A 24,663-nucleotide genomic window follows, 5' to 3' on the forward strand; every position below is an offset into this window, starting at 1 on the left:
GATACAATGCGGCCATGCCCGAGTTCGCCTCGCCGGGGCAGGATCCCCTCGCACCTCCCGGCCCTGACGCCGCAGGCCCGGATCCGACCGGCCCTGGACAGCCCGGCCCTGCCCAGCCTTCCCTGGCTGCCGCTGGTCGTCCCAGCGGTGCATCGGGGGAGACCTCGACTGCCGGACCGCCCGCAACGGGATCTCATCCCGTGCTCCCGGCCGGCGTGGACGAGGACCTGCCGGACGACGCCGACGATGTGGCGGTCGGGGTCCCGCCGCCGCGAGCCAGTGCACGGGTTGAACCGGAGGAGACCGTGATCCAGGGTGCGCTGCGCCGGGGGCTTCGCCGCTGGTGGCCGCCGCGTTGAGACGCCGACCTCCCGCCCGGCCGCGCATCGGGCGGCTCAGCCGGAAGGCGGCTGAGCTCGGCCGACGGTAGGCTGGCGACGTGTCATTCTCGCTCGCCGCAGTCACCCGCACCGTCCACGAATTGTGGCCTCTGGCCGGGGCAGAAGGCTGGGACGCGCCCGGCCTGGCCAGCGGTGATCCGGCGCGCGGCGTCGACGCCATCCACCTCGCGGTCGACGCCGTGGCGATCACGGTCGACGAGGCCATCGAATCCGGTGCCGACCTGCTCCTGGTTCACCACCCCTTGCTCCTCCGCGGGGTCACGTCCGTTGCCGCCGACCGGTACAAGGGAGCACTCCTCAGACGTCTGATCCGGGCGGATTGTGCGCTGCTCGCCGCGCACACCAACGCGGACGTCGTCGCCGACGGTGTTTCGGACATCCTGGCCCGCCGCCTCGGCCTCGTCGACAGCCGGCCGATCACAGAAGGGTCGACGCCTGGAACGGGCATCGGACGCGTGGGACGGCTGGAACACCCGACCACGCTGGGCGGGCTGGCTCGCCGGGTCGCTGATCTGCTGCCCGCCACCGCCTCGGGCGTGCGGGTGTCCGGCGACTACGGCAGCACGGTGGAGACCGTGTCCGTGTGCGGCGGCGCCGGGGACTCGCTCCTCGGCACCCCGGGCGTGGTCGGAAGCGATGTCTACATCACCGCGGACCTGCGGCACCACCCGGCGTCCGAGGCTCGCGAACAGGCCCTCCTCAACGGAAACACGCCGGCACTGATGGACGTGTCACACTGGGCCAGCGAATGGCTGTGGCTGGACACCGCAGCCGATGCCCTCCGGGCGAAGCTGCCCGGAGTCCGCGTGACCGTCAGCGACCTGCGCACCGATCCGTGGGACTTCGTCATCGTGCAGTAACCTGCCCAGAACTCACCATTCCGTTCCAACTCAATACTGCAAGCCCAATACCCCGAAGGTCAGGACACAAGTGAAGGCATCTCCAGCAGAACAGAAGGAGCTTCTCCGGCTTCAGGCCCTCGACATCAGGCTGCAGCAGGTCGAGCACCAGACGAAGGCGCTTCCTCAGCACGCCGAGCTCAAGGAACTCGCCGTCACCGCGGACAAGACACGGATGACTCTCGGCACCCGCAGCGGCGCCGTGGAAGACATCCGAATCGAGCTGCGACGGATCGAGTCGGATGTCGACGTGGTCGAGAAGCGGATCGCACGGGACGCCGACCGGGTTCAGCACACCTCCTCGGTCAAGGACGTGCAGGCGCTCGAGACCGAGCTCACCGCGCTCCGCAAACGTCTCTTGGCGCTCGAGGAGATCGAGATCGCCGTCATGGAACGGCTCGAGGAGGCGGAGGCCGCCGTCGCTGAGGTGGAGGCTGATCGCGACGCGATCGCCGCCCGGGTCGCCGAAGCCGAGCAGGCTCGGGACCTGAGCCTCGCCGACCTGAACCGTCAGCTCGGTGAGTTGCGCCGGGACCGTGCGGCCATCGCCGGCAGCATCACCGACGAGCTGGCGGCGCTCTACGAGAAGCGGTTCGTGTCGGGGCGCGGCAACGCGGCGGCCCTGTTGCGAGCCCGCACCTGCAGCGGTTGCACGATGACCCTGACCGGCAGCGACCTGGATGCCGTCCGCTCCTCGCCGGCGGACGAGGTCCTGTTCTGCCCGGACTGCGGCGCGATCCTCGTGCGCACGGAGGAGTCCGGGATCTGAGTCGCCGTCCGCCCCTGTAGGATTGACTCTCGGAATGGGTCGGCAAGACGGTCGCGACATCCGGTGCCGCAGGGCAACGGATGGCGAGGAACGTCCGGGCTCCACAGAGCAGGGCGGTGGGTAACACCCACCCGGGGCAACCCGCGAGACAGTGCCACAGAAAGTAGACCGCCACCGGCTTCGGCCGGAGGTAAGGGTGAAACGGTGGTGTAAGAGACCACCAGAGGCCAGGGTGACCTGGTCGGCTTGGTAAACCTCGTCCGGAGCAAGGTCAGACAGGAAACGTCAAGGCGGCTCGCCGAGTTTCCGGGTAGACCGCTAGAGGGCTGCGGCAACGTAGTCCCCAGATAGATGACCGTCCATGGTGCTTCGCGCACCGGGACAGAACCCGGCGTATCAGCCGGCCCATTCCCCTACTTGGCCCGGTCTGCAGGGACCAGGCAAGTCCGTCAGCGGCGGAGCCACGGCCTCAGCGTCAGGCGCGGTTCTTGACGGCGAGAGCGGCCGCGCCGAGGATGCCGGCGTTGTTCCGGTGGACCGCGGGGATGATCGGTGTCTTCAGGTTCAGCAGTGGCAGGAACTGCTGGTGGTGCTTGGATACGCCGCCGCCGACGATGAAGAGGTCGGGGGAGAAGAGAGCCTCGAGGGTCGAATAGTACTTCTGCAGGCGGCCGGCCCACTTCTCCCAGCTCAGGTCTTCCCGCTCCTTGGCGGAGTACGCCGCCCTGGTCTCATAGTCGACGCCGTCGATCTGCAGGTGTCCGAGCTCCGTGTTCGGCACCAGGATGCCGTCGTTGAGCAGAGCGGTTCCGACGCCTGTCCCGAGAGTGGTCAGGATGACGACCCCGGGGACGCCCTTGGCGGCGCCGAATTGAGACTCGGCGTAACCGGCGGCATCCGCGTCGTTGACGAAGTGGATGGGGTGGCCGAGTCCCTTCTCGAACAGCTTCTCCGCGGCGAGGCCGATCCACTTGTCGGAGACGTTCGCCGCCGACATGGTGTGGCCGTTCTTGACGATGGCGGGGAAGCAGATCCCGACGGGGAGGTCGGGGGCCGCGGCCTTGTCGGAGACGGTCTTCAGCAGGTCCTTGACCGTGTCGACGATGTCGGCCGGACGACCGCCCTTCGGCGTGGGCAGCTTCACCCGATCGGAGAGGAGCGTGCCGGTCGACAGGTCGACCACCGCACCCTTGATTCCGGTGCCGCCGATGTCGATGCCGATTGCCGTGGTTGAACTCATGGTTAGAACCTACCGGTTAGGGAAGCGTCAGGATCTCGGCACCGGTCTCGGTGACGACGAGGGTGTGCTCGAATTGCGCGGTGATGCTCTTGTCCTTGGTGGTGACGGTCCAGTCGTCGGCCCACATGTCCCAATCGGGCGAACCCAGGGTGAGCATCGGTTCGATCGTGAAGACCATGCCGACCTCCATCACGGTGTCATAGACGGGCGCGGAGTCGTAGTGCGGGATGATCAACCCGGAGTGGAAGGCCTCGCCGACGCCGTGTCCCGTGAAATCGCGCACGACGCCGTAATCGAAGCGCTTGGCGTAGGACTCGATGGTGCGGCCGATCACATTGACCTGGCGTCCGGGGGCTACGGCCTTGATGCCGCGCGCGAGGGCCTCGCGAGTGCGTTCGACGAGCAGGGTGACCTCTTCGCTGGCCTGGCCGACGATGAACGTCACGTTCGTGTCCCCGTGCACGCCGTTCTTGAAGGCGGTGATGTCGATGTTGACGAGGTCGCCCTCCTCCAGCACGGTCGTGTCGGGGATGCCGTGGCAGATCACCTCGTTGACTGAACTGCACAGCGACTTCGGGTACCCGCGGTAGCCCAGGGTCGACGGGTAGGCGTCGTGGGCGACGAGGAAGTCGTGGCCGACCGCGTCGAGCTGTTCGGTGGTGACGCCGGGACGGATCGCCTGCCCGACCGCTTCAATCGCCCGGGCCGCGATCCGGCCGGACTCGCGGATGAGTTCGATCTTCTCCGCGGAGTAGACGTCCGACCCGGTGAATCGGGCCGGTGATTCCTTCCCGACGTATTCCGGGCGGGTGATGTGGCGGGGAACGGGACGGGTCGGGGACACCGTTCCGGGGAGCAGGTGACCGATGGAATCCTTAGGCATAGGATCAAGCTTATGTCCGAAGATGAGCGAGAGCAGTTCTGGTACAACATGCGCACCGGCGCGGTCGAACAGGGTTTCGAGTCCCCGTCCGTCGACCGGGTCGGCCCGTTCGCGACCCGGGAGGAGGCGTCGCACGCGCTGGAGAAACTGCGGGCGAACAGCGCCAAGTGGGCCGCCGACGATGCGGCCGAAGGGCGCTGACGCCTATTCGTAGCTGTGCTCAGGGCCCGGGTACGCGCCGGTCTGGACGTCGTCCTTGAACCGGTGCACGGCATCCGTCAGCACGCTGCGCACGTTCGCGTACTGGCGCACGAACCTCGGCACCCGGCCGTCGGTCATCCCGGCGAAGTCGGTCCAGACCAGAAGCTGGCCGTCGACGTCCGGGCCGGCACCGACACCGATGGTCGGGATCTCCAGCCGCGCGGTGACCTGCGCGGCAACGGTCGCCGGAACCATCTCGAGGACCACGGCGAAGGCCCCGGCCTCCTGCACGGCCAGGGCGTCCTCGATCAGGCGCTCGGCGTCGTCCCCACGCCCCTGGATGATGTGCCCGCCCAGGCCGTGCTCGCTCTGCGGAGTGAAACCGACGTGCCCCATCACCGGGATGCCGCTGGACACGATGCGCTTGATCTGCTTGTAGCTGCGAACCCCGCCTTCCAGCTTCACGGCGTGGGCCTGGGCCTCTTTCATGAACCGGACGGCCGTGTGCAGCGCTTCGGTCTGGCCGGTCTCGTATGAGCCGAACGGCATGTCCGCGACGACGAGGGCGCGGGTGACGGCGCGGGCCACGGCGCGGGTGAGCGGGATGAGTTCGTCGACGGTCACCGGGAGGGTTGTCTCGTAGCCGAACACGTTGTTGCCCGCGGAGTCGCCGACCAGGAGGAAGTCGATCCCGGCCGCGTCGAAGATCTGCGCCGTGAGCATGTCGTAGCTGGTCAGGCCGGTAATCGGGATGCCCTGTTGCTTGGCGTTGTGGAAGTGCCTGGTTCGCACCCGTTTGGGTCCGGCTGGCGCCGGGACAAACGGGTTCTGCGTGGTGACGGCTGCTGGCACGTCGGACGAGGTCGGCTCTGGCATGCCTCAAGTGTAGTCAGAGCGGCATTCGGGCGGTCGGCGGCCCGTTTCACCCCGGATGCGACGCCAGCCAGTAACCTAGGGAGCAACAAGAAGGGGCGTGAATGGACAAGCAGCGCGATTTCGTTCTTCGGACCATCGAGGAACGGGGCATCAAGTTCATTCGGCTGTGGTTCACCGACGTCGTCGGCACACTGAAATCGGTCGCCATCGCGCCGGCGGAGGTCGAGGGAGCTTTCGCGGAGGGGCTCGGATTCGACGGGTCCGCGATCGAGGGACTCACCCGCTCCTTCGAGGCCGATGTGCTGGCTCACCCTGACCCGACCACGTTCCAGATCCTGCCCTGGCGCGGGGAGGTCGACCCGACGGCCCGGATGTTCTGCGACATCACCACGCCGGACGGCCAGCCCGCCGTCGCCGACCCGCGCAACGTGCTCAAGCGCACCCTGGCGAAGGCGGCCGAACGCGGATTCACGTTTTACACACACCCCGAAATCGAGTTCTACCTGCTCAAGTCGTCCAAGTACGGCAAGAACGGGCCCACCCCGGTCGACTCCGCCGGCTACTTCGACAACGTGCCCGGCGGCACGGCGCACGACTTCCGGCGCCGATCGGTCCGGATGCTCGAGGACCTCGGCATCTCGGTGGAATTCAGCCACCACGAGGCCGGCCCGGGGCAGAACGAGATCGACCTCCGCTACGCGGACGCCCTGACCACCGCGGACAACATCATGACCTTCCGCACCGTGATCAAAGAGGTCGCGATCGAGCAGGGCGTGTATGCGACCTTCATGCCCAAACCGATGTCCGACCAGCCCGGCTCCGGAATGCACACCCACCTTTCCCTCTTCGAGGGCGACACCAACGCGTTCTACGAGGCGGGTGCCCAGTACCAGCTGTCGAAGACCGGCCGGCAGTTCATCGCAGGCCTGCTCAAGCACGCGCCGGAGATCACGGCCGTGACGAACCAGTTCGTCAACTCCTACAAACGGCTCTGGGGCGGTGACGAAGCGCCCAGCTTCGTCTGCTGGGGACACAACAACCGCTCCGCACTGATCCGGGTACCGCTCTACAAGCCGAACAAGGGCCAGAGTTCCCGGATCGAGTACCGCGCGATCGACTCCGCCGCGAATCCGTACCTTGCCTACTCCCTCATGCTGGCCGCAGGGCTCAAGGGGATCGAGGAAGGCTACGAGTTGCCGCCGGAGGCGGAGGACAACGTCTGGGGACTCAGCGACACCGAGCGCCGGGCGCTCGGCTACCGCCAGCTTCCCGCGAGCCTCGACCACGCCATCCAGTTCATGGAGGAATCCGAGCTGGTCGCGGAAACCCTCGGCGAGCACGTCTTCAACTACGTGCTGCTCAACAAACGCCAGGAGTGGAAGGAATACCGTTCCCAGGTGACTCCGTTCGAGCTCGACAAGAACCTGGAGATGCTCTGACCCGCGCCGAGGAAAGGGACGCAATGAAGCGGGAACCGCTGACCCTGACCGACCTGGCCCGGGTCGGTTTCGTCGAACTCGGCGAGGTCAGGGGCCGGCTCGAGGAGGTCGCCGATCTGGGCGGCCCTGAGCCGTCGGTTCTGCTGCCTCTGCTCGCCCGGACGGCGAGCCCGGACGGCGCCCTCACGGGGATGCTCGCGCTGCTCCGTCAGGCTCCGGACGAGTTGCGGGCACTGCTCGCTCGCCCTGATGCTCCCTTGCGCCTGCTCAGGGTCCTCGGCGCCTCGACCGGGCTGGCCGAGTTCTTCCTTCGGCATCCCGAGGAACTGGGAGTGCTTGCGGAGTCGCGCGCCGGCCTGCCCGACGGTGCGGCGCTGACGGCCGACCTCCTCGATTCGGTAGGCGCCGTCGACGGGTTCGCGGCGCTCGTGGACGACGCCGGCTGGGTGGCCCTGCGGGTGCGGTATCGCAGGCGCCTGGCCGAGCTGGCGGCGTTCGACCTGGAACAGGCCGACCCGGTGGCAGGCCTTGACGGCATCGCCCGGGCACTCGCCGACCTCGCGGCCGCTGCGCTCGAGGCGTCACTGGCCGTGGCCCGCAGCATGACGAGCGGGCCGGTGGCCGCGCCCGGGGTCTTCCCCGAGGCCGAGGTCCGGGCCACCAGGCTGGCCGTGATCGGAATGGGCAAGGCCGGCGCCGCGGAACTCAACTACGTGAGCGACGTCGACGTCATCTTCGTCGCCGAGGCGGACCCTGCTACGGAACTGGAAGCATCGCGGGCGGTCGACATCGCCACCCGGCTGGCGATCCTGATGATGCGGGGACTCAACCAGCCGACGATCGAAGCCGAGCTGTGGGAGGTCGATCCGAATCTCCGGCCCGAAGGCAAGTCCGGGGCGCTTGTGCGTTCCCTCGAATCCCATCTTGCCTACTACGAGCGCTGGGCCAAGAGCTGGGAATTCCAGGCCCTGCTCAAGGCCAGGCCCCTCGCCGGCCACCTGGACCTCGGCCAGCGCTACATCCAGGCGGTGGCCCCCAAGGTGTGGACCAGCGCAAGCCGCGAGAACTTCGTGGAATCGGTACAACGGATGCGCGAGCGGGTCACCGAGAACATCCCGGACGACGAGGTCGCGGTGCAGCTGAAACTGGGCCCCGGCGGGCTGCGCGACATCGAATTCACCGTGCAACTGCTCCAACTCGTGCACGGCCAGGCCGACCCCGCCGTGCGCCAGGCCGGCACCCTTCCGGCGCTGTCAGCGCTGGCGGACAGCGGATACGTCGGCCGGGCGGAAGCGGCCGAATTCGCCCAGGATTACCGCATCCTCCGGCTGATGGAGCATCGGCTGCAACTGGAGCGGCTGCGGCGCACCCACCTGATGCCCCGGGACGAGGCGAGCCTGCGCATTCTCGCCCGGGCGACGGGGCTGGCCACGAGCGCCCCGCAACTGACCGTGCGCTGGGCCGAGGTCAAGCGCCGCGTCCGCGGCCTGCACGAACGACTGTTCTACCGTCCGCTGCTCTCGGCCGTGGCCGCGCTTCCGGCGGAGGGACTCAACCTCACGAGTGCCCAGGCCGAGGCGCGGCTTGCCGCGATCGGGTTCCGGAACACCAAGGGAGCCCTCGGCCACATTGCGGCCCTCACCGGCGGGGTGTCCCGCCGGGCGACCATCCAGCGTCACCTGCTCCCGGTGCTCCTGCAATGGTTCTCCGAGGGCGCGGATCCCGACTACGGCCTGCTGTCCTTCCGGCGGCTCAGCGACAGCCTCGGGTCGACCTACTGGTTCCTGCGGATGCTCCGTGACTCGTCCGGCGCGGCCGAACGGCTCACCCGTGTTCTCTCCTCCTCCCGCTTCATCGGGGAACTGCTCGAGACCATCCCCGAGTCCGTGGCCTGGCTGGAGAACGAGGACGATCTGCGCCCCCGGTCGGTTGCCGTTCTCCAGGAGGAGACCCGTGCGGTGCTGGCCAGGCACGAGAGTCCCGACGCGGCGGCATCGATCATGCGCACCGCCAGGCGCCGGGAGGTGCTGCGGCTCGCCTTCTCCGCCATTCTCGGGCGGCTGTCGATCGACGAGCTTGCGGCCGGGCTCACCGATGTGACGGCCATCATCATCCAGGGGGTGACGGCCGCCATCCGCGGGACGAACCTGCTGGGGGAGCCGGACGGCCCCACCGACGGCATCGAATTCGCCGTGATCGGGATGGGCCGATTCGGGGGCGCCGAACTCGGGTTCGGCTCCGACGCCGATGTCATGTACGTCTTCCGGGCCGGCACGCTCGACGGGACCGCGGCGCATGACCGCGCGAAGTTCATCGTGCGCGAACTGAACCGGCTCACCGACGACAACCGCCTTCCGCTGGACCTGGACATGGGCCTGCGCCCCGAAGGCAAGAACGGGCCGGTGGTCCGTTCCCTCGAATCGTACGAGGCCTACTACCGGCGATGGTCGCTGACCTGGGAGGCGCAGGCTTTGCTGCGCGGCCGCGGTGTCGCCGGCGACACCGCGCTCCTCCGAGACTTCGACCGGGTCGCCGACGCGGTGCGCTACCCGGAGAGCATCGGTGAGCAGGAGGTGCGGGAGGTCAAGCGCATCAAGGCCAGGGTCGAGAGCGAACGGCTCCCTCAAGGTGCCGACCCGAACCGGCACCTCAAGCTGGGGCGCGGCTCGCTCAGCGACGTCGAGTGGTTTGTGCAATTGCTTCAGCTCCAGCATGCGGCGCGTATTCCGGCGCTGCGCACCTCGTCCACCCTCGGCGCGCTCCGGGCCGCCGTGGAGGCAGACCTGGTCAGCGAAGCGGATGCCGAGACGCTCCGGGCGGCCTGGCTGTTCGCCTCCCGGTGCCGTTCCGCGATCACCCTCTGGACGAACCGGACCGCGGACGTGCTCCCCGCCGACCGGATCCAGCTGGAGGGCGTCGCGCGGGTGCTCGAATACCCGCCCGGCTCGGCAAACCGGCTCGAGGAGGACTACCTGGCCGTGACCCGTCGCGCACGGGCAGTCTTCGAACGACGTTTCTACGGCCCCGTCGAACGCGCCGGGCCCTTCGCAGGCTGACCGCGGCCTCCTCTTCTCCGTTGCTCGCGTTCGGCTGAGGCCGGATCACGAGAAGGGCCGCACTCCCGGGGGAGTGCGGCCCTTCTCAGTGTCATCCTCAGTGCCATCGCTGCGACGACTGGTTCAGCCGCCGGTGCGGTTTAGACCCCGTAGTACAGTTCGTACTCGAACGGGTGCGGGCGCTGGGCCAGCGGCTTGATTTCCTTCTCGCGCTTGAAGTCGATCCAGGTCTCGATCAATTCGGGCGTGAACACGTTCCCGGCCAGCAGGAAGTCGTGGTCCTCCTCGAGGGCCAGCAGCGCGGCCTCGAGGGAAGCGGGAACCTGGGGGATGTTCTTGGCTTCTTCGGGCGGCAGTTCGTAGAGGTCCTTGTCGACCGGCTCGTGCGGCTCGATCCGGTTCTTGATCCCGTCGAGGCCGGCCATCAGCTGGGCGGCGAAGGCGAGGTACGGGTTGCCGGAGGCGTCGGGCGCGCGGAATTCGATCCGCTTGGCCTTCGGGTTCGTGCCCGTGATCGGGATCCGGATGGATGCCGAGCGGTTGCCGGCCGAGTAGACCAGGTTGACGGGAGCTTCGAAGCCGGGGACGAGGCGGTGGTAGGAGTTCACGCTCGGGTTGGTGAACGCGAGCACGGCCGGGGCGTGCTTGAGCAGCCCGCCGATGTACCAGCGCGCGACGTCGGAGAGTCCGCCATAGCCGGCCTCGTCGTAGAACAGCGGCTTGCCGCCGGCCCAGAGGGACTGGTGGGTGTGCATGCCGGAGCCGTTGTCGCCGAAGAGCGGCTTCGGCATGAACGTCGCCGTCTTGCCCCACTCGCTGGCGGTGTTCTTCACGATGTACTTGAACTTGAGCAGGTCGTCGGCCGCGTGCACCATCGTGTCGAAGCGGTAGTTGATCTCGCCCTGGCCGCCGGTGCCGACCTCGTGGTGGCTGCGCTCCAGGATCAGGCCGGCCGCGATGAGCTTGAGGCAGATGTCGTCGCGCATGTCGGCGTGCTGGTCGACCGGGCTGACCGGGAAGTAGCCGCCCTTGAACGGCGTCTTGTTGGCGAGGTTTCCGCCCTCTTCCTTGCGGCCCGAGTTCCAGGCGCCCTCGCTGGAGTCGACGGAGTAGAAGCTCGAGTACTGGTTGACCTCGTAGCGCACGTCGTCGAAGATATAGAACTCCGCTTCGGGAGCGAAGAAAGCGGTGTCGGCGATGCCGGTCGACGCGAGGTACTTCTCGGCCTTCTTGGCAACCTGGCGCGGGTCCTTCGAGTAGATCTCCCCATTGCGCGGGTTGTAGATGTCGAAGAGCATGATCAGCGTGCGCTCGGTGCGGAAGGCGTCGATGTACGCGGTGGTGACGTCGGGGATGAGCTGCATGTCGGATTCGTGGATCGACGCGAAGCCGCGGATGGACGATCCGTCGAACATCTGGCCGACCGTGAAGAAATCTTCGTCGACGGTCGACGCGGGGATGTTGAAGTGCTGCTGCACACCCGGCAGGTCGGTGAAACGGATGTCAAGGAACTTGACGTCGGTGTCCTTGATGAATTTGAGCACTTCTGACGAATCGCGGAACATGCGGTTTTACTCCAAACGACGTGGGCGTTAATCTCGAAAAGTCGCGCACTGCGGCTCCATTGAGGTTAGTGGGGCGGCATTACCCGACAGTGACGCTTATGTTTCACACATGTTACAGCGGGGGCGGCTCGCTAGACTCATCGCGTGTCTGCCGCATCCTCGAAACCGACCACCTTCGGACAGCTTCCGCCCAGCCGGTGGCCGGGGGAGCGCCTGGGACTGCCCAATCATGGCGCAGGCTCGGTCGGCCGGGTGGGCCGCCGGATTGCCGCGCTGGCGATCGACCAGGTCCTGGCCACGGGGGCCGCGTTCTGGGCCTTCGACTACACGTTCCCGGACTACAACGGGTTTGCGGTGAGCGGCATGTTCGTGCTGTTGCAGATCGTGTTCATTCCGACCATCGGCGGAAGCATCGGGCACCGGCTGGTCGGGCTCCGGGTGATCTCGCTGACCGGCGGCTGGGCCGGCGTCTGGCGCCCCGCGCTGCGTTCGGTGCTGTTGGGGTTCGCGATTCCCGCGCTGGTCTGGGACTCGGACCAGCGCGGATTCCACGACAAGATCGCCGGAACCGTCCTCATCCGCAGCTGACGGATGCCGGGCTCGGCTAGTTGCCGCGCTGCGGCCGGGCCTTCATCGGGTCGACGCCCTTAGGGATCGGGAGCTTCTTCGTCATGGACGAGAGGCGGTTGTTCACGGCGAGGACTTCGGCCTTGGTCAGGGTCGGCTTGATCCGGGTGAGGCGCCGGGCGAGCTTGTGCAGCGGAACGGCGTCGGGGTCCGGTCCGACCGAGATGACGGTGACGGCGATGCTGCCGCCCAGCCGGGTGACCATGCGCCGTTCCTCGTCGAGCATGCGTGCGGTTCGGGTGCGAGGGCCCTCGCTGATCAGCACCACGCCGCCGCGACCGACCGCGCGGTAGACCGCGTCCTGGGTCTTGCCGTTGACGGCGACGGGCATCTCGCTTCCGACCCAGCCGCGCTTGAGCGAGCTGCGGAGCACCGCGCCGACCGCGCCGGGCTGGCCCTCGATCTGCGAGTAGGCGGCCTTCTCGGCGCGGCGGCCCAGGATGATGAGCATGGCGAGGAGCCCGCCGAGGGCTCCCGCGATCACCCAGAGCACGATGGTGACCACGTTGCCGGGGGAGAACACGAACGCGAGCGCGAGGCTGATCGCGACCGGGATCAGGAAGGCCAGGATCATGAACAGGACGATGTTCGAGTCGTAACGCCTCGTCATCTGGAACACCTGCCACATTTGCTTCAAGCGGCCGGGTTCTTTGGGGGTGCGGGGAGTCTTGTCCTTGCTGCGTGCCATGGTTCCAAGACTACCGAGTCGCCCGCATGGAGGGTGACCGTTTTTCGGTTCAGCTGACGGCCTGGGCGAACCCGAGCGTCGCATCCGCCAGGTGGCGCAGCTCCGCCGGCACCTCACGACCGGTTGCCAGCATGGACTGGGCCCAGAGACGCCCGGCTCGGTAGGAGGAGCGCACCAGCGGGCCGGAGAGCACCCCGATGAAACCGATCGCCTCAGCCTCGTGCTTGAGCTCGACGAACTCCTCCGGCTTCACCCACCGGGCGACCGGCAGGTGGCGCGCGCTGGGACGCAGGTACTGGGTGATGGTGATGATGTCGGTTCCGGCGTCGTGCAGGTCCTGCAGGGCCTGGCTGACCTCCGCCCGTTCCTCGCCCATGCCCAGGATGAGATTGGACTTGGTGATCAGGCCCGCGTTGCGGCCCTGGCTGAGAACGTCGAGGGACCGGTCGTAGCGGAACGCCGGGCGCACCCGCTTGAAGATGCGCGGGACCGTCTCCACATTGTGCGCGAACACCTCCGGTTTCGCCGAGAAGACCTCGCCCAGGTGGTCAGGATTGCCCGAGAAGTCCGGCACGAGGATCTCCACGCCGGTGCCCGGGCTCTGCTGGTGGATCTGCCGGATCGTCTCGGCGTAGATCCATGAACCCTCGTCGGGCTGATCATCGCGGGCGACACCGGTCACGGTGGCGTAGCGCAGCTTCATCTTGACGACGGACTCGGCAACGCGGCGTGGTTCGTCCCGGTCGTACTCGGCCGGTTTGCCGGTGTCGATCATGCAGAAGTCGCAGCGCCTGGTGCACTGCGAGCCACCGATCAGGAATGTTGCTTCCCGGTCCTCCCAGCATTCGTAGATGTTGGGGCAGCCGGCCTCCTGGCAGACCGTGTGCAGGTCCTCGCTCTTGACGAGGTTCTGCATCTTCTGGTACTCGGGGCCCATTTTGGCCTTGATCTTGATCCACTCGGGCTTGCGCTCGATGGGCGTCTCCGCGTTTCTGATCTCCAGGCGGAGCATCTTGCGGCCCTCGGGCACGGCGCTCATGCCGCCACCGCCATGGCGCGGAGGAAACCGGCCCGGATCGGTTCGATCAGTTCGGAGGTGGCGACCTCACGGCCGAGCACGCGCGACATCGTCGTCACGCCGGCGTCCCGGATGCCGCAGGCGATGATGCGCCCATAGGCGTCCAGGGAATTGCTGCAATTGAGGGCGAATCCGTGCATGGTGACTCCTTCGGCGACGCGGATGCCGATGGCCGCGATCTTCTCTTCGAAACGGTCCGGACCGACCCAGACGCCGGAACGGCCGCGAACCTGGCGGCCCTCGATGCCGAACTCGGCGAGGACCTCGATCAGGATCCCCTCCAGCATCCGCACATAGCCGACGACGTCGATGGGCTCGGCCAGGCGCAGGATCGGGTAGCCGACCAGCTGGCCCGGTCCATGCCAGGTGATCTTCCCACCCCGGTCGACGTCGATGACGGGGGTGCCGTCCGTGGGACGCTCCTCCGGCTCCGTACGTTTCCCGGCCGTATACACGGCGGGGTGTTCGAGGAAGATGACGGTGTCGGGTTTCTCGCCGGAAACGACCGAACGGTGGACTGCGCGTTGGAGCTCAAGGCCCTCAACATACGGCACGGAGTTGGCGCTTAGCCCCGCGACGACAAAGTCGAGCATCAGGCCAGTCTAGGTCAGCTTGTCCTCGGCGTCTGCCGCCCTGGCCGGATCTCCCCGGAACCGGCACAAGCATCCGCGCTGCGTCGCCCGGGGGCGCAGAATCCGGCGGGTGAGGAACAGAGCGCGCCGTGACCCTGATCCGGTTCCGGCCGCCGGCGGCCCCGGCTCCGCAACCGGGTCGACGTGGGCTTCGACGTCCAATTCGGCGGAGGTCGGGGCGGTCGTCGCCGGGTACCGGGTGCTGCGCCGGCTCGGCGCCAGTGAACGCGCCGACGTCTACCTCGGCGTTTCCACCGCAGCGTTGCAGGGCGCCGTCGAGGCCGGCACTCGTCCGCCTGTGGCCCTGAAGATCTTTCGCCCGGAAACGGCTGGGGCCGTGATCGAGCGGGAATTCCGGGTGCTGACCGAATCGACCGGGAAGCGATTCGCCTCGCTCATCGACCTGGCCACGCTCTCCGACGGACGAGTCTGCATCGTGCAGGAGTATCTCTCCGGCAGCCGGCTGAGCAGGCTGTTCAGCGACGGCAGGCTGCTGGCGCCGGGGGAGGCGGTGACGATCCTGGCGCCGATCCTGGCGGCGCTGGCCGCACTGCTGGCCCTGGGCTACGTGCACGAGGGGCTGGCCCAGTCCGCGGTCATCTTCGATCGCACCGGGAGACCGGTTCTGACCGGGTTGGGGCGGCTTCGGGAATTGCCGCCGCCAGGACCGGAACTCCGAAGTTGTCTCGAGGAGGCGGCGTTGCGGGTGTCGGCCTTCGCGGGGGGAGTGCTTGATCGTGTCGAGACGAGCGGGGATTCGGCCGTGCCTGAACCGGCCGGATGGTTGGAGTCGATCCCTCCGGGGTTTCCCGTGCACCGCCTGCTCGACGAACTCGAGCGGCGGTTGTTCGCGTGGTCGCCGGCCTCGGCGGTCTTCTCGGCGGCGTCCCCCTGGGTGCCCTCCCCGGGGCGCAGGTCCGAGCGGGAGGCCGGCTGGGCCGCCACCGGAGCCCTCCGGGGCAGCCGGGCGGTGGCCGGCCCGGCCGGCGACCTTCAGCCGGGGAACGGCGATCGCCCCGAGCCGGGGCCTGCGCGGAGATCCGGCCGAGCCCGGACGCTGCTCGGCCGGCTCAACACTCTGCTCCGCGGCCTGACCGGTCGGCAGGCGGATGCCCGGCCGTGGCAGCGCCTGCGTCACCGCCTGTTCGTGGGACTCCGGGCACATCGAGGTCCGCTCCTCGTGTCTTCGCTGGTCGCCGCCGCGGGCGCGGTGTTGCTGCTCACGCTCGGCTATCAGCCCGAGGCGCGGGGCGGCAGTGCCGGCCCCGCCTCGGGCGCCATGTCCCCGGTGGCGGTGGGCGCGGCTCCCTCGTCGGTGTCCCCTCAGCCGGCCTCCCCGGCGCCAACCGCGGTGCCGGGCGACTTGGCGGCCGATCGCGCGGCCGTCGAGGGCGACGAGCCGGTGCAGGCGGTGCGGGTGCTGCTGCGCCTGCGCGCCGGGTGCCTCCGTGCGGCATCCGTGGCCTGTCTGGACGGCGTCGACCAGGCCGGATCCGCGGCGCTGGCAGCGGATGGGCAGGCCGCCCGGTCGTCCCACCAGGGGGATGCCGTTGCGTCCGCCGTGGAGGCCGGAGAATCGGCGCCGTCGCTGGTCGAACGCAGGGGAGGCATCGCCCTGGTGGCCATCGTCCTGACCGAGGCTTCCGCGCACGGAAACAGCAAACCGGCCTCGGTCCTTGTGGTCAAGGGCGAGGCCGGTTGGCGGATCAGGCAGATCTTCGACTACTGATGGGCGAACCCGTCGACTGCCGTGGTCCTCAGATGCCCAGGTTCGCTTCGAAGGCTCCGGCCTCGAGGCGCTGCTTCATCATGACGAGGAAGCGGGAGGCGTCCGCGCCGTCGATGATGCGGTGGTCGTAGGACAGCGCCAGGAACACCGTGGAGCGGATGGCGATCGAGTCGAGGCCGTCGGTGGTGACGACGATCGGCTTCTTGTAGACGACGCCGGTGCCCAGGATCGCGCTCTGCGGCAGGAAGACGACGGGCGTGTCGAACAGCGCGCCGCGCGACCCCGTGTTGGTGAGCGTGAAGGTGCCACCGGAGAGCTCATCGGGCTTGAGCTTGTTGTCGCGGGTGCGCTGGGCCAGGTCGGCGATCTGAGCGGCGAAGCCGGCCAGGTCGAGCTCACCGGCGTTGCGGACGACAGGGGTCAGCAGGCCACGCTCGGTGTCGACCGCGATGCTGATGTTCTCCTGGCTGGGGTACACGATCGAGTCGCCGTCGATGGTGGCGTTGATGATCGGGTTCGCCTGCAGCGCCTCGGCCGCGGCCAGGGCGAAGAACGGCAGGAAGGAGAGCTTGTTGCCGGTCTTGCTCTGGAAGGCACCCTTGACCTTGTCGCGGAGGATCGCCACGCGGGTCACGTCGACCTCGACGACGGTCGTCAGCTGCGCCGACGACTGCATCGAGATGACGGCGCGCTCGGCGACGACCTTGCGGAGGCGGGACATCGGAACGGTGGTGCCGCGCAGGGGCGAAACCTCGACGGCCGGTGCGGCCGGCGCCGCGGTCGCGGCGGATGCCGTGGCCTTGGCCGATTCGATGTCTTCCTTGCGGATCCGTCCGCCGACCCCGGTGCCGGAGACTGTGGAGAGGTCGACGCCGGCCTCGTTGGCGAGTTTCCGCACGATCGGCGTGACGTAGCCGCTGGTCCCGGCGTGCGAGCCGCGGGACACGGGCTCGGCTGCCGGCGCTGCTGCAGGGGCAGGCGCGGCCACGGGGGCTGCCACGGGTGCCGGTGCGGCCACCGGAGCGGCGACCGGTGCGGACACGGGGGCCGGTGCAGCGACCGGAGCCGCGACGGGCGCCACGTACGCCGGTGCCACGTACGCCGGTGCCACGGGCGCCGGTGCGGCAACCGGTGCCTCGACGGGCGCCACGTATGCCGGTGCCTCGGCGACCGGAGCCGCGACGGGCGCCACGTATGCCGGTGCCTCGGCGACCGGAGCCGCGACGGGTGCCGGTGCGGCGACCTGAGCCTCGGCGACCGGTGCGGCGGTGGGGGCCGCTGCTGCCGAGCCGTCTCCGATGGTCACCAGAGGGGTCCCGACCTCGACGGTCTCGTCCTCCTGGACCAGGATCGCCTCGATGATTCCCGCGATGGGGGACGGGATCTCCGTGTCCACCTTGTCGGTCGATACTTCCAACAGCGGCTCGTCGACTTCGACGTGGTCGCCCACGTTCTTAAGCCAGCGGGTTACCGTACCCTCTGTGACACTCTCACCGAGTGCCGGGAGGTTAACGGATTCGCTCATGCGTCTGTCTCCTTCAAAACCATTTGTCTGTAATTTGCTTACTGAGAGTGTGAGTGCCGGGATCTGCTACATCGCGTGCAGGGGCTTGCCGGCCAGGGCCAGGAAGGCCTCGCCGAGCGCTTCGTTCTGAGTGGGGTGCGCGTGCAGGAAGGGGGCGATGTCTTCGGGGTACGCCTCCCAGTTCACGACCAGCTGGCCCTCACCGATCAGCTCGCCCACGCGGGCGCCGATCATGTGCACTCCCACGATGGGACCGTCCGAGACGCGCACGAGCTTGATCGAGCCGCTCGTGCCGAGGATGGAACTCTTGCCGTTGCCGCCGAGGTTGTACTCGTACGTGGAGATCTTGTCGGCACCGAACTTCTCGGCCGCCTTGGCCTCCGAGTAGCCGACCGAAGCGATCTCGGGGTCGCAGTAGGTGACCTTCGGGATGTTGACGTCCTCGACCACGATCGGGTTCAGGCCCGCGATTTCCTCGGCGACGAAGATGCCCTGCTGGAAGCCGCGGTGTGCGAGCTGCAGGCCGGGCACGATGTCGCCGACGGCGTAGACGCCGGGGATGTTCGTGGCGAGGCGCTCGTCTGTGATGACGAAGCCGCGGTCGACCGTGATGCCGACCTCTTCGAACCCGAGTCCCGCGGTGGCCGCGCCGCGACCGACGGCCACGAGGAGGAGGTCAGCCTCGACGGTGGCGCCGTTTTCGAGGGTGACGACCACGCCGTTGTCGTCCTGGCTGACACTCTGGAACCGGATGCCGAGGGAGTACTCGATGCCGCGCTTGCGGAAGGCACGTTCCAACTGCTTGGAAACGGATTCTTCCTCATTCGGGACCAGGTGGGGAAGCGCCTCGATGATCGTGACGTCGGCGCCGAAGGACTTCCAGACGCTGGCGAATTCGACGCCGATGACGCCGCCGCCGAGGACGGCGACCTTGCGCGGCACGTAGTCGAGTTCGAGGGCGTGCTCGCTGGTGATGACCCGCCCGCCGATTTCAAGGCCGGGCAGAGACCGGGAGTACGAACCGGTGGCCAGGACGACGTTCTTGCCGACGATGGTGTCCTCGCCGACCTGCACGGTCGTCGGGGAGACCAGCCGGCCCTCACCGGCGATGACGGTGATGCCACGGGCCTTGATCAGTCCCTGCAGCCCCTTGAACTTGGAGGCGACGATCCCTTCGCGGAACGCGGTGACCGCCGGCATGTCGATACCGTCGAACTGGGTTTTCACACCGTACTTCGCGGAGTCCCTGCTGACGTCCGCAACTTCTGCGGAGTGCAGCAGCGCCTTGGTCGGAATGCAGCCCAGGTGGAGGCAGGTGCCGCCGAGCTTGCCCTTCTCGATCAGGCCAACGGTGAGGCCAAGCTGGACCGCACGCAACGCCGCTGCGTATCCACCGCTTCCTCCACCGAGAACGACAAGGTCAAAATTCTGTTCCGACACCCAGATACTCCCTCGTGCATCACAAACTCGGTTTGCCGGGCGTCATGGAAGACGACGCCGCAGGCATTCGCTGATCGGCAAGCTTATCTTGCCTCCTCGACTGTACTACGGGCGTGAAAAGTCCTCGGCCAGTCGAAGCAACGCTCGGAGCGAAATCCCGGTCGGTCCGACCCCCGTGAACCCGAACGCACTGCCCGTGTTGTGGGCCGGGCCGGCGATGTCCAGGTGCGCCCACGGGATCTTCACCGCGTCATCGCCCTCGCCGCGGGTACCGATGAACTCACGGAGGAAGACGCCGGCCAGCAGCATTCCGCCCGCGGCGCTGCCGATCTTCGCGTTCGCGATGTCCGCGACATCCGAGTTGAGCAGGGGACGGAGCTCATCCGGCAGCGGCATCGGCCAGGACTGTTCGCCGACGGCCTTGCCCGCTTCTAGGACCCTGGCGACCATGGTGTCCTCGCCCATCACCGCGTAGTACCGGGTGCCGAGGGCGACGATGGCGGCCCCGGTCAGGGTGGCCACGTCGATGATGGCGTCCGGCGCTTCTTCGCCCGCGGCGACGAGGCCGTCCGCGAGCACCAGGCGGCCTTCGGCGTCGGTGTTGAGGACTTCAACGGTCTGGCCGCCGCGGATCCGGAGCACGTCGTTGGGCCGGATCGCCGATCCGGACGGCATGTTCTCGGCGATGCAGAGCCACGCGGTGACCTTCAGGTCGAGCCTGAGCCGGGCCGCGGCCAGCGTGGCCGCCAGGACGGTGGCCGCCCCGGTCATGTCGTACTTCATGCCCACCATCGATGCCGGCGGCTTCAGCGAGAGTCCGCCGGTGTCGAAGGTGATGCCCTTGCCGACGAGGGCGAGGTGCCTGGTCGCGCCGGCCGGCGAGTAGGTGACCTTGACCAGGCGCGGCGGACGGGTCGAGCCCTGGCCGACGCCGGCGATCCCGCCGAAGCCGTCAGCGACGAGTTCATCCTCGTTCCACACCCGCACCTCGATCGGCAGGCCGGGCTGGGCGTCGACCGCTTCGACGGCGAGCCGGGCGAGGGACTCCGGGTAGAGATCTGACGGGGGAGTGTTGACGAGGTCCTTGATCAGGCTCACCGCGTCAGCGACGATACCGACACGCGTGGGGACGTCGCCCAGGTCCAGCCCGGTGTGCACGACGATCTCCTCGGCGGGGAGCTTGGTGGCGGCCAGGGAGCTGTGCCGGTAGGTCGTGAACGAGTACGCGCCGAGCGCCGCGCCCTCGAGGATGGCTTCGGCATCCTCCGCAGTCGTGGCCGGGAACGCGAACGCGACGGAGGATACCCCGGTGAGCTGGCGGACTGCGGATCCGGCCGCGTGGCGGAGGGCGTCGACCGTCGGCTCCTGTCCGATTCCGATGATGGCGATGCTGCGGGCCGCACCCACCGAGGCAGGCAGACGCACGAGCTGGTCGCGGCCGCCGGTGACGCCGAGGGAAGCGAGCTGCGCCGACAGGCCCGCGAAGGCAGGGTCGGCGAACAATACGCCGGTGTCGCCGGAGGAGGTCGCCCCGAGGATCAGGACGTCGACCTCGGAGTCGATTGCGGGCTGTGCGGACACGGAAAGGCGGGGAACGGTCATCCCTTGATGCTACGGGGCAGCCTGTTCGCTCTCGGCACCACGGCGCGGCGGTCGATTCCTTCGACGCACGGATATTGGCGTTTAGAGTTAAAGGCATGCGCGATCCTGGTGACCTTTACGAGCTGACCGCGGACGCCGAGCGCGTCCCGGAGGGCCTGCACCTGGTCGCGGGGCTGACCGGCTTCGCGGATGCCGGTGGCGCGGTCTCGCAATTCACGGAGTACTTGCGCAACACCCTCGACCATTCGGTGATCGCCGCGTTCGACGCCGATGTCCTCCTCGATTACCGGGCGCGCCGCCCGATCATCTACTTCGACCAGGACCACCTCACCGACTACCAGCCGGCCACCCTCCGGCTCTACCTGGCCCGGGACGAGATCGGGCAGCAGTTCCTGCTCCTGGCCGGCTTCGAGCCCGATTTCCGTTGGGATCAGTTCACGGCGGCGGTGCTCGAATTGGTGCGGCGTTTCAAGGTGTCCTCGACCACCTGGGTGCACGCGATCCCGATGCCGGTGCCGCACACCCGACCGATCGGCGTCACCGTGAGCGGTAACCGTTCGGACCTGATCGAGAGCATGTCCGTCTGGAGGCCGCACACCCAGGTGCCGGCCAATGCCCTCCACCTGGTCGAGTTCCGGCTGCAGGAGAGCGGGGCCTCTGTCGTCGGCTTCGTCCTGCTGGTGCCGCACTACCTGGCGGACACCGAGTTCCCGGCCACGGCCCTCTCCGCCCTCGAGAGTACGAGCGCCGCGACCGGCCTTATCTTCCCGTCGGATCAGCTCAGGGAACAGAACCGCGATTTCGTGGGGCGCATCGACGAGCAGGTGCACGACAACCCCGAACTCGCGAAACTCGTCGGCACGCTCGAAGAGCGCTACGACGCGTACATGGAGGGAAGCACCCTGCGGTCGCCGCTGACCGACGAGGCAGGCGAGCTCCCCAGCGCGGACGAGATCGCCGCCGAGCTGGAGAACTTCCTGGCGACCCGCCGCAGCCGGGACGAGGGCCCGCCAGCCTGAGCGGCGCCGGCCGGAGCGCCTGAACGTTCCAGAGCCCCGCGCGAGTAAGTTAGGGGCAATGAACTCGCGTCGCTCCTGGTTGATCTTCTCCATCGGGTCGTTCGCGTACCTGTCCGCCGTGCTGCAACGTTCCTCGCTGGGCGTTGCCGGGGTCGCGGCGACGGAACGCTTCGGCGGCTCGGCCGCCGTGCTCTCCAGCCTCGCGGTCGTGCAGCTTGTCGTCTACGCCGCCGCCCAGGTTCCGGTGGGCGTGCTGATCGACCGCTACGGTCCCCGGGTGCTCGTCATCTCCGGCACCGCGCTGATGGTCGGCGGGCAGCTCACCCTGGCCTTCGCGCCGACGATCGGCGTCGCCGTGGTCGGCCGGATCCTCGTCGGGGCCGGGGACGCGACGATCTTCATCTCCATGATCCGGCTGATCGGCTCCTGGTTCACCGGCCGGAGCGTTCCGCAGCTCTCCCAGTGGCTGGGCAATATCGGCCAGCTGGGCCAGGTCATGTCTGCGGTGCCTCTGGCCTGGGTGCTGCACACCTGGGGCTGGACGGCCGCGTTCGTGTCAGCGGCATCCGTTGCTCTCGTGGCGCTCGTCGTGGTGATCGTCGTCGTGCAGGACCGGCCGGCCGGCGTTCCGGCGGAGGATCGTCCGGCCAGCTGGGCTGCCGCGCTCGCCCTGCTGAAGCACAGTTTCAAACGACCGGGAACCCAGCTGGGATTCTGGTCCCACTATGTGACCCAGTCCTCGGGAACCGTTTTCAGCCTTCTCTGGGGTTTCCCGTTCATGGTCTACGGCCTCGGCTATGACCCGTCCCTCGCGGCCGGGATGCTGATGGTCCTGGTCGGGGCGGGCGTGATCGCCGGACCCATCCTCGGAATCCTGACGGCCCGCTACCCGCTGCGGCGCAGCAACATTGTTCTCGCCGTGGTCGCGCTGATGTTCACGGCGTGGGCACTCGTCCTGCTCTGGCCGGCGACGCCCCCGATGTGGCTGGTGATCGTGTTGCTGGTCGCCCTGGGCATCGGCGGACCGGGTTCGCTGATCGGTTTCGATTTCGCCCGCACCTTCAATCCGCAGCGGAGCCACGGCTCCGCCAACGGAGTCGTCAACGTGGGCGGGTTCACCGCGAGCTTCGTGATGGTGTACCTGGTCGGCCTGTTGCTCGACCTTCAGGACGGGTGGCGTGTCGCCGCCGGCGCAGCCAGCGACCTGTACTCGCTCGACTCGTTCCGGGTGGCGTTCTCCGTGCAGTTCCTGGTCGTCGGACTGGGGGTGGTCTTCCTGCTGCGGGCCAGGGCGCGCACGCGCCGGCAGCTCTCCGACGACGAGGGGATCGAAGTCGCCCCGATCTGGGTGGCGGCGGCCCGCGCGTGGCGCCGGCGGCGGCGGCCGGAATAGGATGCGCCTGGCTTGCCTCATACACAAAGCATGCAATAATTGTCAATAGGGCCCGTTCTGGTCCTGGGAGTATCGACAATCTTGTCGTTGCGATTAGCCCGGGACTTGACATGGGTCCTAGTACTGCCCAAAATCCACACTGCCCAGGTGTTGGACCGGCCAGCTCCACTTCGGCCGTTTCGACCCGGCAGCGCCGCCGGCGACAGCGCCACGGCATGAGAGGTGTTCGAATGGCAACCCGCACAAAATCCGAGCCAAGCGAAGAAACCACCGCGGCCGCGCCAGGCGTGGCAGAGACTGATTCCGCCGCGGTCAAGGCGCCCGCAAAGACACCCGCCAAAGCGACCGCTGCGAAGGCACCGGCAGCCAAGGCCGCCGCCGTGAAGAAGCCGCTCACCAAGGCCGCCGCCGCGAAGGCAGCCGCCGCCGTGGCCGCGAAGGACGCCGGCGAAGAGAAGCCGGCGCCGCGCAAGCGCGCCGCCACCAAGACCAAGGCTGCCGCGGGGTCCGATGACCACGATGAGCACCCTGCCGGCGAAGACGCTGATTCCGACGACGACGACACGGACGAAGAGGGCAAGAAGCGCGCCGCCGCGGCCGAGCCGCTCCCCAGCGGAGCGCTCGTGCTCTCCCTCGTCGACGACGACGATGAAGTCCCCGTCTACTCCAGCGCCATCACCGGTGCCACCGCCGACCCGGTCAAGGACTACCTGAAGCAGATCGGAAAGGTCGCTCTGCTGAACGCGGCCGAAGAGGTCGAGCTCGCGATGCGCATCGAAGCCGGCCTGTTCGCCGAAGACAAGATGGCCGTGATGACCGAGGCCGAGAAGAAGAGCGCGCTCGGGCGTGAACTCCAGTGGGTTGCCAAGGACGGCGCCCGGGCGAAGAGCCACCTGCTCGGAGCCAACCTCCGCCTCGTCGTCTCTCTCGCCAAGCGCTACACCGGCCGCGGGATGCAGTTCCTCGACCTGATCCAGGAGGGAAACCTGGGCCTGATCCGTGCCGTCGAGAAGTTCGACTACACCAAGGGCTTCAAATTCTCCACCTACGCCACCTGGTGGATCCGCCAGGCGATCACCCGCGCCATGGCCGACCAGGCCCGTACCATCCGGATCCCGGTGCACATGGTCGAGGTCATCAACAAGCTGGCCCGCGTGCAGCGGCAGATGCTGCAGGACCTGGGCCGCGAGCCCACGCCCGAAGAGCTGAGCCGTGAACTCGACATGACGCCCGAGAAGGTCGTCGAGGTGCAGAAGTACGGTCGCGAGCCGATCTCGCTGCACACCCCGCTCGGCGAGGACGGTGACAGCGAATTCGGTGACCTCATCGAAGACACCGAAGCGGTCGTCCCTGCGGACGCAGTCGGCTTCACGATGCTGCAGAAGCAGCTCGAAAGCCTTCTCGACTCGCTCTCCGAGCGGGAAGCCGGCGTGATCCGCATGCGCTTCGGCCTCGGCGACGGGATGCCCAAGACGCTCGACCAGATCGGCGACACGTTCGGGGTGACGCGTGAGCGCATCCGTCAGATCGAGTCGAAGACCATGGCGAAACTGCGCCACCCCTCCCGGTCGCAGTCCCTACGCGACTACCTCGAATAGGCG

Annotated in this window: 20 protein-coding genes and 1 other RNA gene; 11 read left to right on the plus strand and 10 right to left on the minus strand. The window is 68.1% G+C overall.

Going from position 1 to position 24,663, the window contains the following annotated elements:
- Nucleotides 1-439: 439 nt before the first annotated feature.
- The 3 genes from E3O48_RS03275 to rnpB all read left to right on the plus strand — a co-directional run bounded on the left by E3O48_RS03275 (nucleotide 440) and on the right by rnpB (nucleotide 2,481).
- The gene (locus E3O48_RS03275; protein WP_134537313.1) at nucleotides 440-1,261 is read left to right on the plus strand and encodes a Nif3-like dinuclear metal center hexameric protein; all 822 of its coding nucleotides are present in this window, start codon (nucleotides 440-442) and stop codon (nucleotides 1,259-1,261) included.
- Nucleotides 1,262-1,331: 70 nt separating this feature from the next.
- Nucleotides 1,332-2,069: a zinc ribbon domain-containing protein gene (locus tag E3O48_RS03280; protein WP_134537314.1), complete on the plus strand. Its 738-nt coding sequence runs from the start codon at nucleotides 1,332-1,334 to the stop codon at nucleotides 2,067-2,069.
- Between the two features lie 35 nt (nucleotides 2,070-2,104).
- Nucleotides 2,105-2,481, plus strand: an RNA gene (gene rnpB / locus E3O48_RS03285) — RNase P RNA component class A.
- 63 nt (nucleotides 2,482-2,544) lie between these two features.
- Here rnpB and ppgK read toward each other — a convergent pair.
- Together ppgK and map are read right to left on the minus strand one after the other, a co-directional pair.
- Nucleotides 2,545-3,309, minus strand: a complete 765-nt coding sequence (gene ppgK, locus E3O48_RS03290; RefSeq protein WP_134506395.1) for a polyphosphate--glucose phosphotransferase — start codon at nucleotides 3,307-3,309, stop codon at nucleotides 2,545-2,547.
- 16 nt (nucleotides 3,310-3,325) lie between these two features.
- On the minus strand, nucleotides 3,326-4,192 hold the full coding sequence (gene map / locus E3O48_RS03295) for a type I methionyl aminopeptidase (RefSeq protein ID WP_134537315.1): 867 nt from the start codon (nucleotides 4,190-4,192) through the stop codon (nucleotides 3,326-3,328).
- A gap of 12 nt (nucleotides 4,193-4,204) precedes the next feature.
- On the opposite strand from map, the gene E3O48_RS03300 reads away from it, so the two are divergent.
- Entirely contained in the window at nucleotides 4,205-4,393 is a 189-nt protein-coding gene (locus E3O48_RS03300) for an SPOR domain-containing protein (RefSeq protein ID WP_134506399.1), read from the plus strand.
- 3 nt (nucleotides 4,394-4,396) lie between these two features.
- Here E3O48_RS03300 and panB read toward each other — a convergent pair whose 3' ends face one another.
- Nucleotides 4,397-5,269, minus strand: coding sequence for a 3-methyl-2-oxobutanoate hydroxymethyltransferase (gene panB, locus E3O48_RS03305; RefSeq protein ID WP_134537316.1), 873 nt, complete (start codon nucleotides 5,267-5,269; stop codon nucleotides 4,397-4,399).
- A gap of 101 nt (nucleotides 5,270-5,370) precedes the next feature.
- On the opposite strand from panB, the gene E3O48_RS03310 reads away from it, so the two are divergent.
- Nucleotides 5,371-6,708 (plus strand): glutamine synthetase family protein, encoded by a 1,338-nt coding sequence (locus E3O48_RS03310; RefSeq protein ID WP_134506403.1) that lies wholly within the window; start codon nucleotides 5,371-5,373, stop codon nucleotides 6,706-6,708.
- Nucleotides 6,709-6,731: 23 nt separating this feature from the next.
- The gene (locus E3O48_RS03315; protein WP_134537317.1) at nucleotides 6,732-9,764 is read left to right on the plus strand and encodes a bifunctional [glutamine synthetase] adenylyltransferase/[glutamine synthetase]-adenylyl-L-tyrosine phosphorylase; all 3,033 of its coding nucleotides are present in this window, start codon (nucleotides 6,732-6,734) and stop codon (nucleotides 9,762-9,764) included.
- 140 nt (nucleotides 9,765-9,904) lie between these two features.
- On the opposite strand, the gene glnA is transcribed toward E3O48_RS03315, so the two are convergent.
- Nucleotides 9,905-11,329: a type I glutamate--ammonia ligase gene (glnA, locus tag E3O48_RS03320; protein ID WP_134506407.1), complete on the minus strand. Its 1,425-nt coding sequence runs from the start codon at nucleotides 11,327-11,329 to the stop codon at nucleotides 9,905-9,907.
- A gap of 144 nt (nucleotides 11,330-11,473) precedes the next feature.
- On the opposite strand from glnA, the gene E3O48_RS03325 reads away from it, so the two are divergent.
- Nucleotides 11,474-11,917 (plus strand): RDD family protein, encoded by a 444-nt coding sequence (locus E3O48_RS03325; RefSeq protein ID WP_134506409.1) that lies wholly within the window; start codon nucleotides 11,474-11,476, stop codon nucleotides 11,915-11,917.
- 16 nt (nucleotides 11,918-11,933) lie between these two features.
- Here E3O48_RS03325 and E3O48_RS03330 read toward each other — a convergent pair whose 3' ends face one another.
- From E3O48_RS03330 to lipB, 3 genes are read right to left on the minus strand one after another with little or no spacing between them, the layout of a single operon-like run.
- Nucleotides 11,934-12,644, minus strand: a complete 711-nt coding sequence (locus tag E3O48_RS03330; protein WP_134506411.1) for a DUF4191 domain-containing protein — start codon at nucleotides 12,642-12,644, stop codon at nucleotides 11,934-11,936.
- Nucleotides 12,645-12,693: 49 nt separating this feature from the next.
- On the minus strand, nucleotides 12,694-13,683 hold the full coding sequence (lipA, locus tag E3O48_RS03335; RefSeq protein WP_134506412.1) for a lipoyl synthase: 990 nt from the start codon (nucleotides 13,681-13,683) through the stop codon (nucleotides 12,694-12,696).
- On the minus strand, nucleotides 13,680-14,315 hold the full coding sequence (lipB, locus tag E3O48_RS03340; protein WP_134537318.1) for a lipoyl(octanoyl) transferase LipB: 636 nt from the start codon (nucleotides 14,313-14,315) through the stop codon (nucleotides 13,680-13,682). The genes lipA and lipB overlap by 4 nt, the downstream gene beginning before the upstream one ends.
- A gap of 109 nt (nucleotides 14,316-14,424) precedes the next feature.
- Between lipB and E3O48_RS03345 the strand changes: the two genes are divergently transcribed.
- Nucleotides 14,425-16,083 carry a hypothetical protein gene (locus E3O48_RS03345; protein ID WP_134537319.1) on the plus strand — a complete coding sequence of 553 codons (1,659 nt, stop codon included), beginning with the start codon at nucleotides 14,425-14,427 and terminating at the stop codon, nucleotides 16,081-16,083.
- Between the two features lie 28 nt (nucleotides 16,084-16,111).
- Here E3O48_RS03345 and E3O48_RS03350 read toward each other — a convergent pair whose 3' ends face one another.
- The 3 genes from E3O48_RS03350 to E3O48_RS03360 all read right to left on the minus strand — a co-directional run bounded on the left by E3O48_RS03350 (nucleotide 16,112) and on the right by E3O48_RS03360 (nucleotide 20,650).
- Nucleotides 16,112-17,608 carry a 2-oxo acid dehydrogenase subunit E2 gene (locus E3O48_RS03350; RefSeq protein ID WP_134537320.1) on the minus strand — a complete coding sequence of 499 codons (1,497 nt, stop codon included), beginning with the start codon at nucleotides 17,606-17,608 and terminating at the stop codon, nucleotides 16,112-16,114.
- 66 nt (nucleotides 17,609-17,674) lie between these two features.
- Nucleotides 17,675-19,048, minus strand: a complete 1,374-nt coding sequence (lpdA, locus tag E3O48_RS03355) for a dihydrolipoyl dehydrogenase (RefSeq protein ID WP_134537321.1) — start codon at nucleotides 19,046-19,048, stop codon at nucleotides 17,675-17,677.
- A 105-nt stretch (nucleotides 19,049-19,153) separates the two neighbouring features.
- Nucleotides 19,154-20,650 carry a leucyl aminopeptidase gene (locus tag E3O48_RS03360; RefSeq protein ID WP_134537322.1) on the minus strand — a complete coding sequence of 499 codons (1,497 nt, stop codon included), beginning with the start codon at nucleotides 20,648-20,650 and terminating at the stop codon, nucleotides 19,154-19,156.
- A 95-nt stretch (nucleotides 20,651-20,745) separates the two neighbouring features.
- Between E3O48_RS03360 and E3O48_RS03365 the strand changes: the two genes are divergently transcribed.
- The 3 genes from E3O48_RS03365 (at nucleotide 20,746) to E3O48_RS03375 (ending at nucleotide 24,660) form a co-directional block, all read left to right on the plus strand.
- Nucleotides 20,746-21,669, plus strand: coding sequence for a proteasome assembly chaperone family protein (locus E3O48_RS03365; protein ID WP_134506423.1), 924 nt, complete (start codon nucleotides 20,746-20,748; stop codon nucleotides 21,667-21,669).
- A 58-nt stretch (nucleotides 21,670-21,727) separates the two neighbouring features.
- A complete protein-coding gene (locus E3O48_RS03370; protein ID WP_134537323.1) occupies nucleotides 21,728-23,062 on the plus strand; it encodes a nitrate/nitrite transporter in 1,335 nt (444 codons plus the stop codon).
- A gap of 110 nt (nucleotides 23,063-23,172) precedes the next feature.
- Complete coding sequence (locus E3O48_RS03375) at nucleotides 23,173-24,660, plus strand: RNA polymerase sigma factor (RefSeq protein ID WP_338145175.1); 1,488 nt, start codon at nucleotides 23,173-23,175, stop codon at nucleotides 24,658-24,660.
- Nucleotides 24,661-24,663 lie beyond the last annotated feature (3 nt).

It is taken from the genome of Cryobacterium sp. HLT2-28, from assembly GCF_004402495.1.
Taxonomy (GTDB): Bacteria; Actinomycetota; Actinomycetes; order Actinomycetales; family Microbacteriaceae; genus Cryobacterium; species Cryobacterium mannosilyticum.

What these genes read in the sequence shown, in the direction of transcription:
- ppgK (WP_134506395.1), bottom strand. Translation starts at nt 3,309, where the DNA reads ATGAGTTCAACCACGGCAATCGGCATCGACATCGGCGGCACCGGAATC.
- E3O48_RS03300 (WP_134506399.1), top strand. Translation starts at nt 4,205, where the DNA reads ATGTCCGAAGATGAGCGAGAGCAGTTCTGGTACAACATGCGCACCGGC.
- E3O48_RS03350 (WP_134537320.1), bottom strand. Translation starts at nt 17,608, where the DNA reads ATGAGCGAATCCGTTAACCTCCCGGCACTCGGTGAGAGTGTCACAGAG.
- lipA (WP_134506412.1), bottom strand. Translation starts at nt 13,683, where the DNA reads ATGAGCGCCGTGCCCGAGGGCCGCAAGATGCTCCGCCTGGAGATCAGA.
- E3O48_RS03360 (WP_134537322.1), bottom strand. Translation starts at nt 20,650, where the DNA reads ATGACCGTTCCCCGCCTTTCCGTGTCCGCACAGCCCGCAATCGACTCC.
- panB (WP_134537316.1), bottom strand. Translation starts at nt 5,269, where the DNA reads ATGCCAGAGCCGACCTCGTCCGACGTGCCAGCAGCCGTCACCACGCAG.
- glnA (WP_134506407.1), bottom strand. Translation starts at nt 11,329, where the DNA reads ATGTTCCGCGATTCGTCAGAAGTGCTCAAATTCATCAAGGACACCGAC.
- E3O48_RS03330 (WP_134506411.1), bottom strand. Translation starts at nt 12,644, where the DNA reads ATGGCACGCAGCAAGGACAAGACTCCCCGCACCCCCAAAGAACCCGGC.
- E3O48_RS03375 (WP_338145175.1), top strand. Translation starts at nt 23,173, where the DNA reads ATGGGTCCTAGTACTGCCCAAAATCCACACTGCCCAGGTGTTGGACCG.
- E3O48_RS03365 (WP_134506423.1), top strand. Translation starts at nt 20,746, where the DNA reads ATGCGCGATCCTGGTGACCTTTACGAGCTGACCGCGGACGCCGAGCGC.
- E3O48_RS03310 (WP_134506403.1), top strand. Translation starts at nt 5,371, where the DNA reads ATGGACAAGCAGCGCGATTTCGTTCTTCGGACCATCGAGGAACGGGGC.
- E3O48_RS03370 (WP_134537323.1), top strand. Translation starts at nt 21,728, where the DNA reads ATGAACTCGCGTCGCTCCTGGTTGATCTTCTCCATCGGGTCGTTCGCG.
- lipB (WP_134537318.1), bottom strand. Translation starts at nt 14,315, where the DNA reads ATGCTCGACTTTGTCGTCGCGGGGCTAAGCGCCAACTCCGTGCCGTAT.
- E3O48_RS03315 (WP_134537317.1), top strand. Translation starts at nt 6,732, where the DNA reads ATGAAGCGGGAACCGCTGACCCTGACCGACCTGGCCCGGGTCGGTTTC.
- map (WP_134537315.1), bottom strand. Translation starts at nt 4,192, where the DNA reads ATGCCTAAGGATTCCATCGGTCACCTGCTCCCCGGAACGGTGTCCCCG.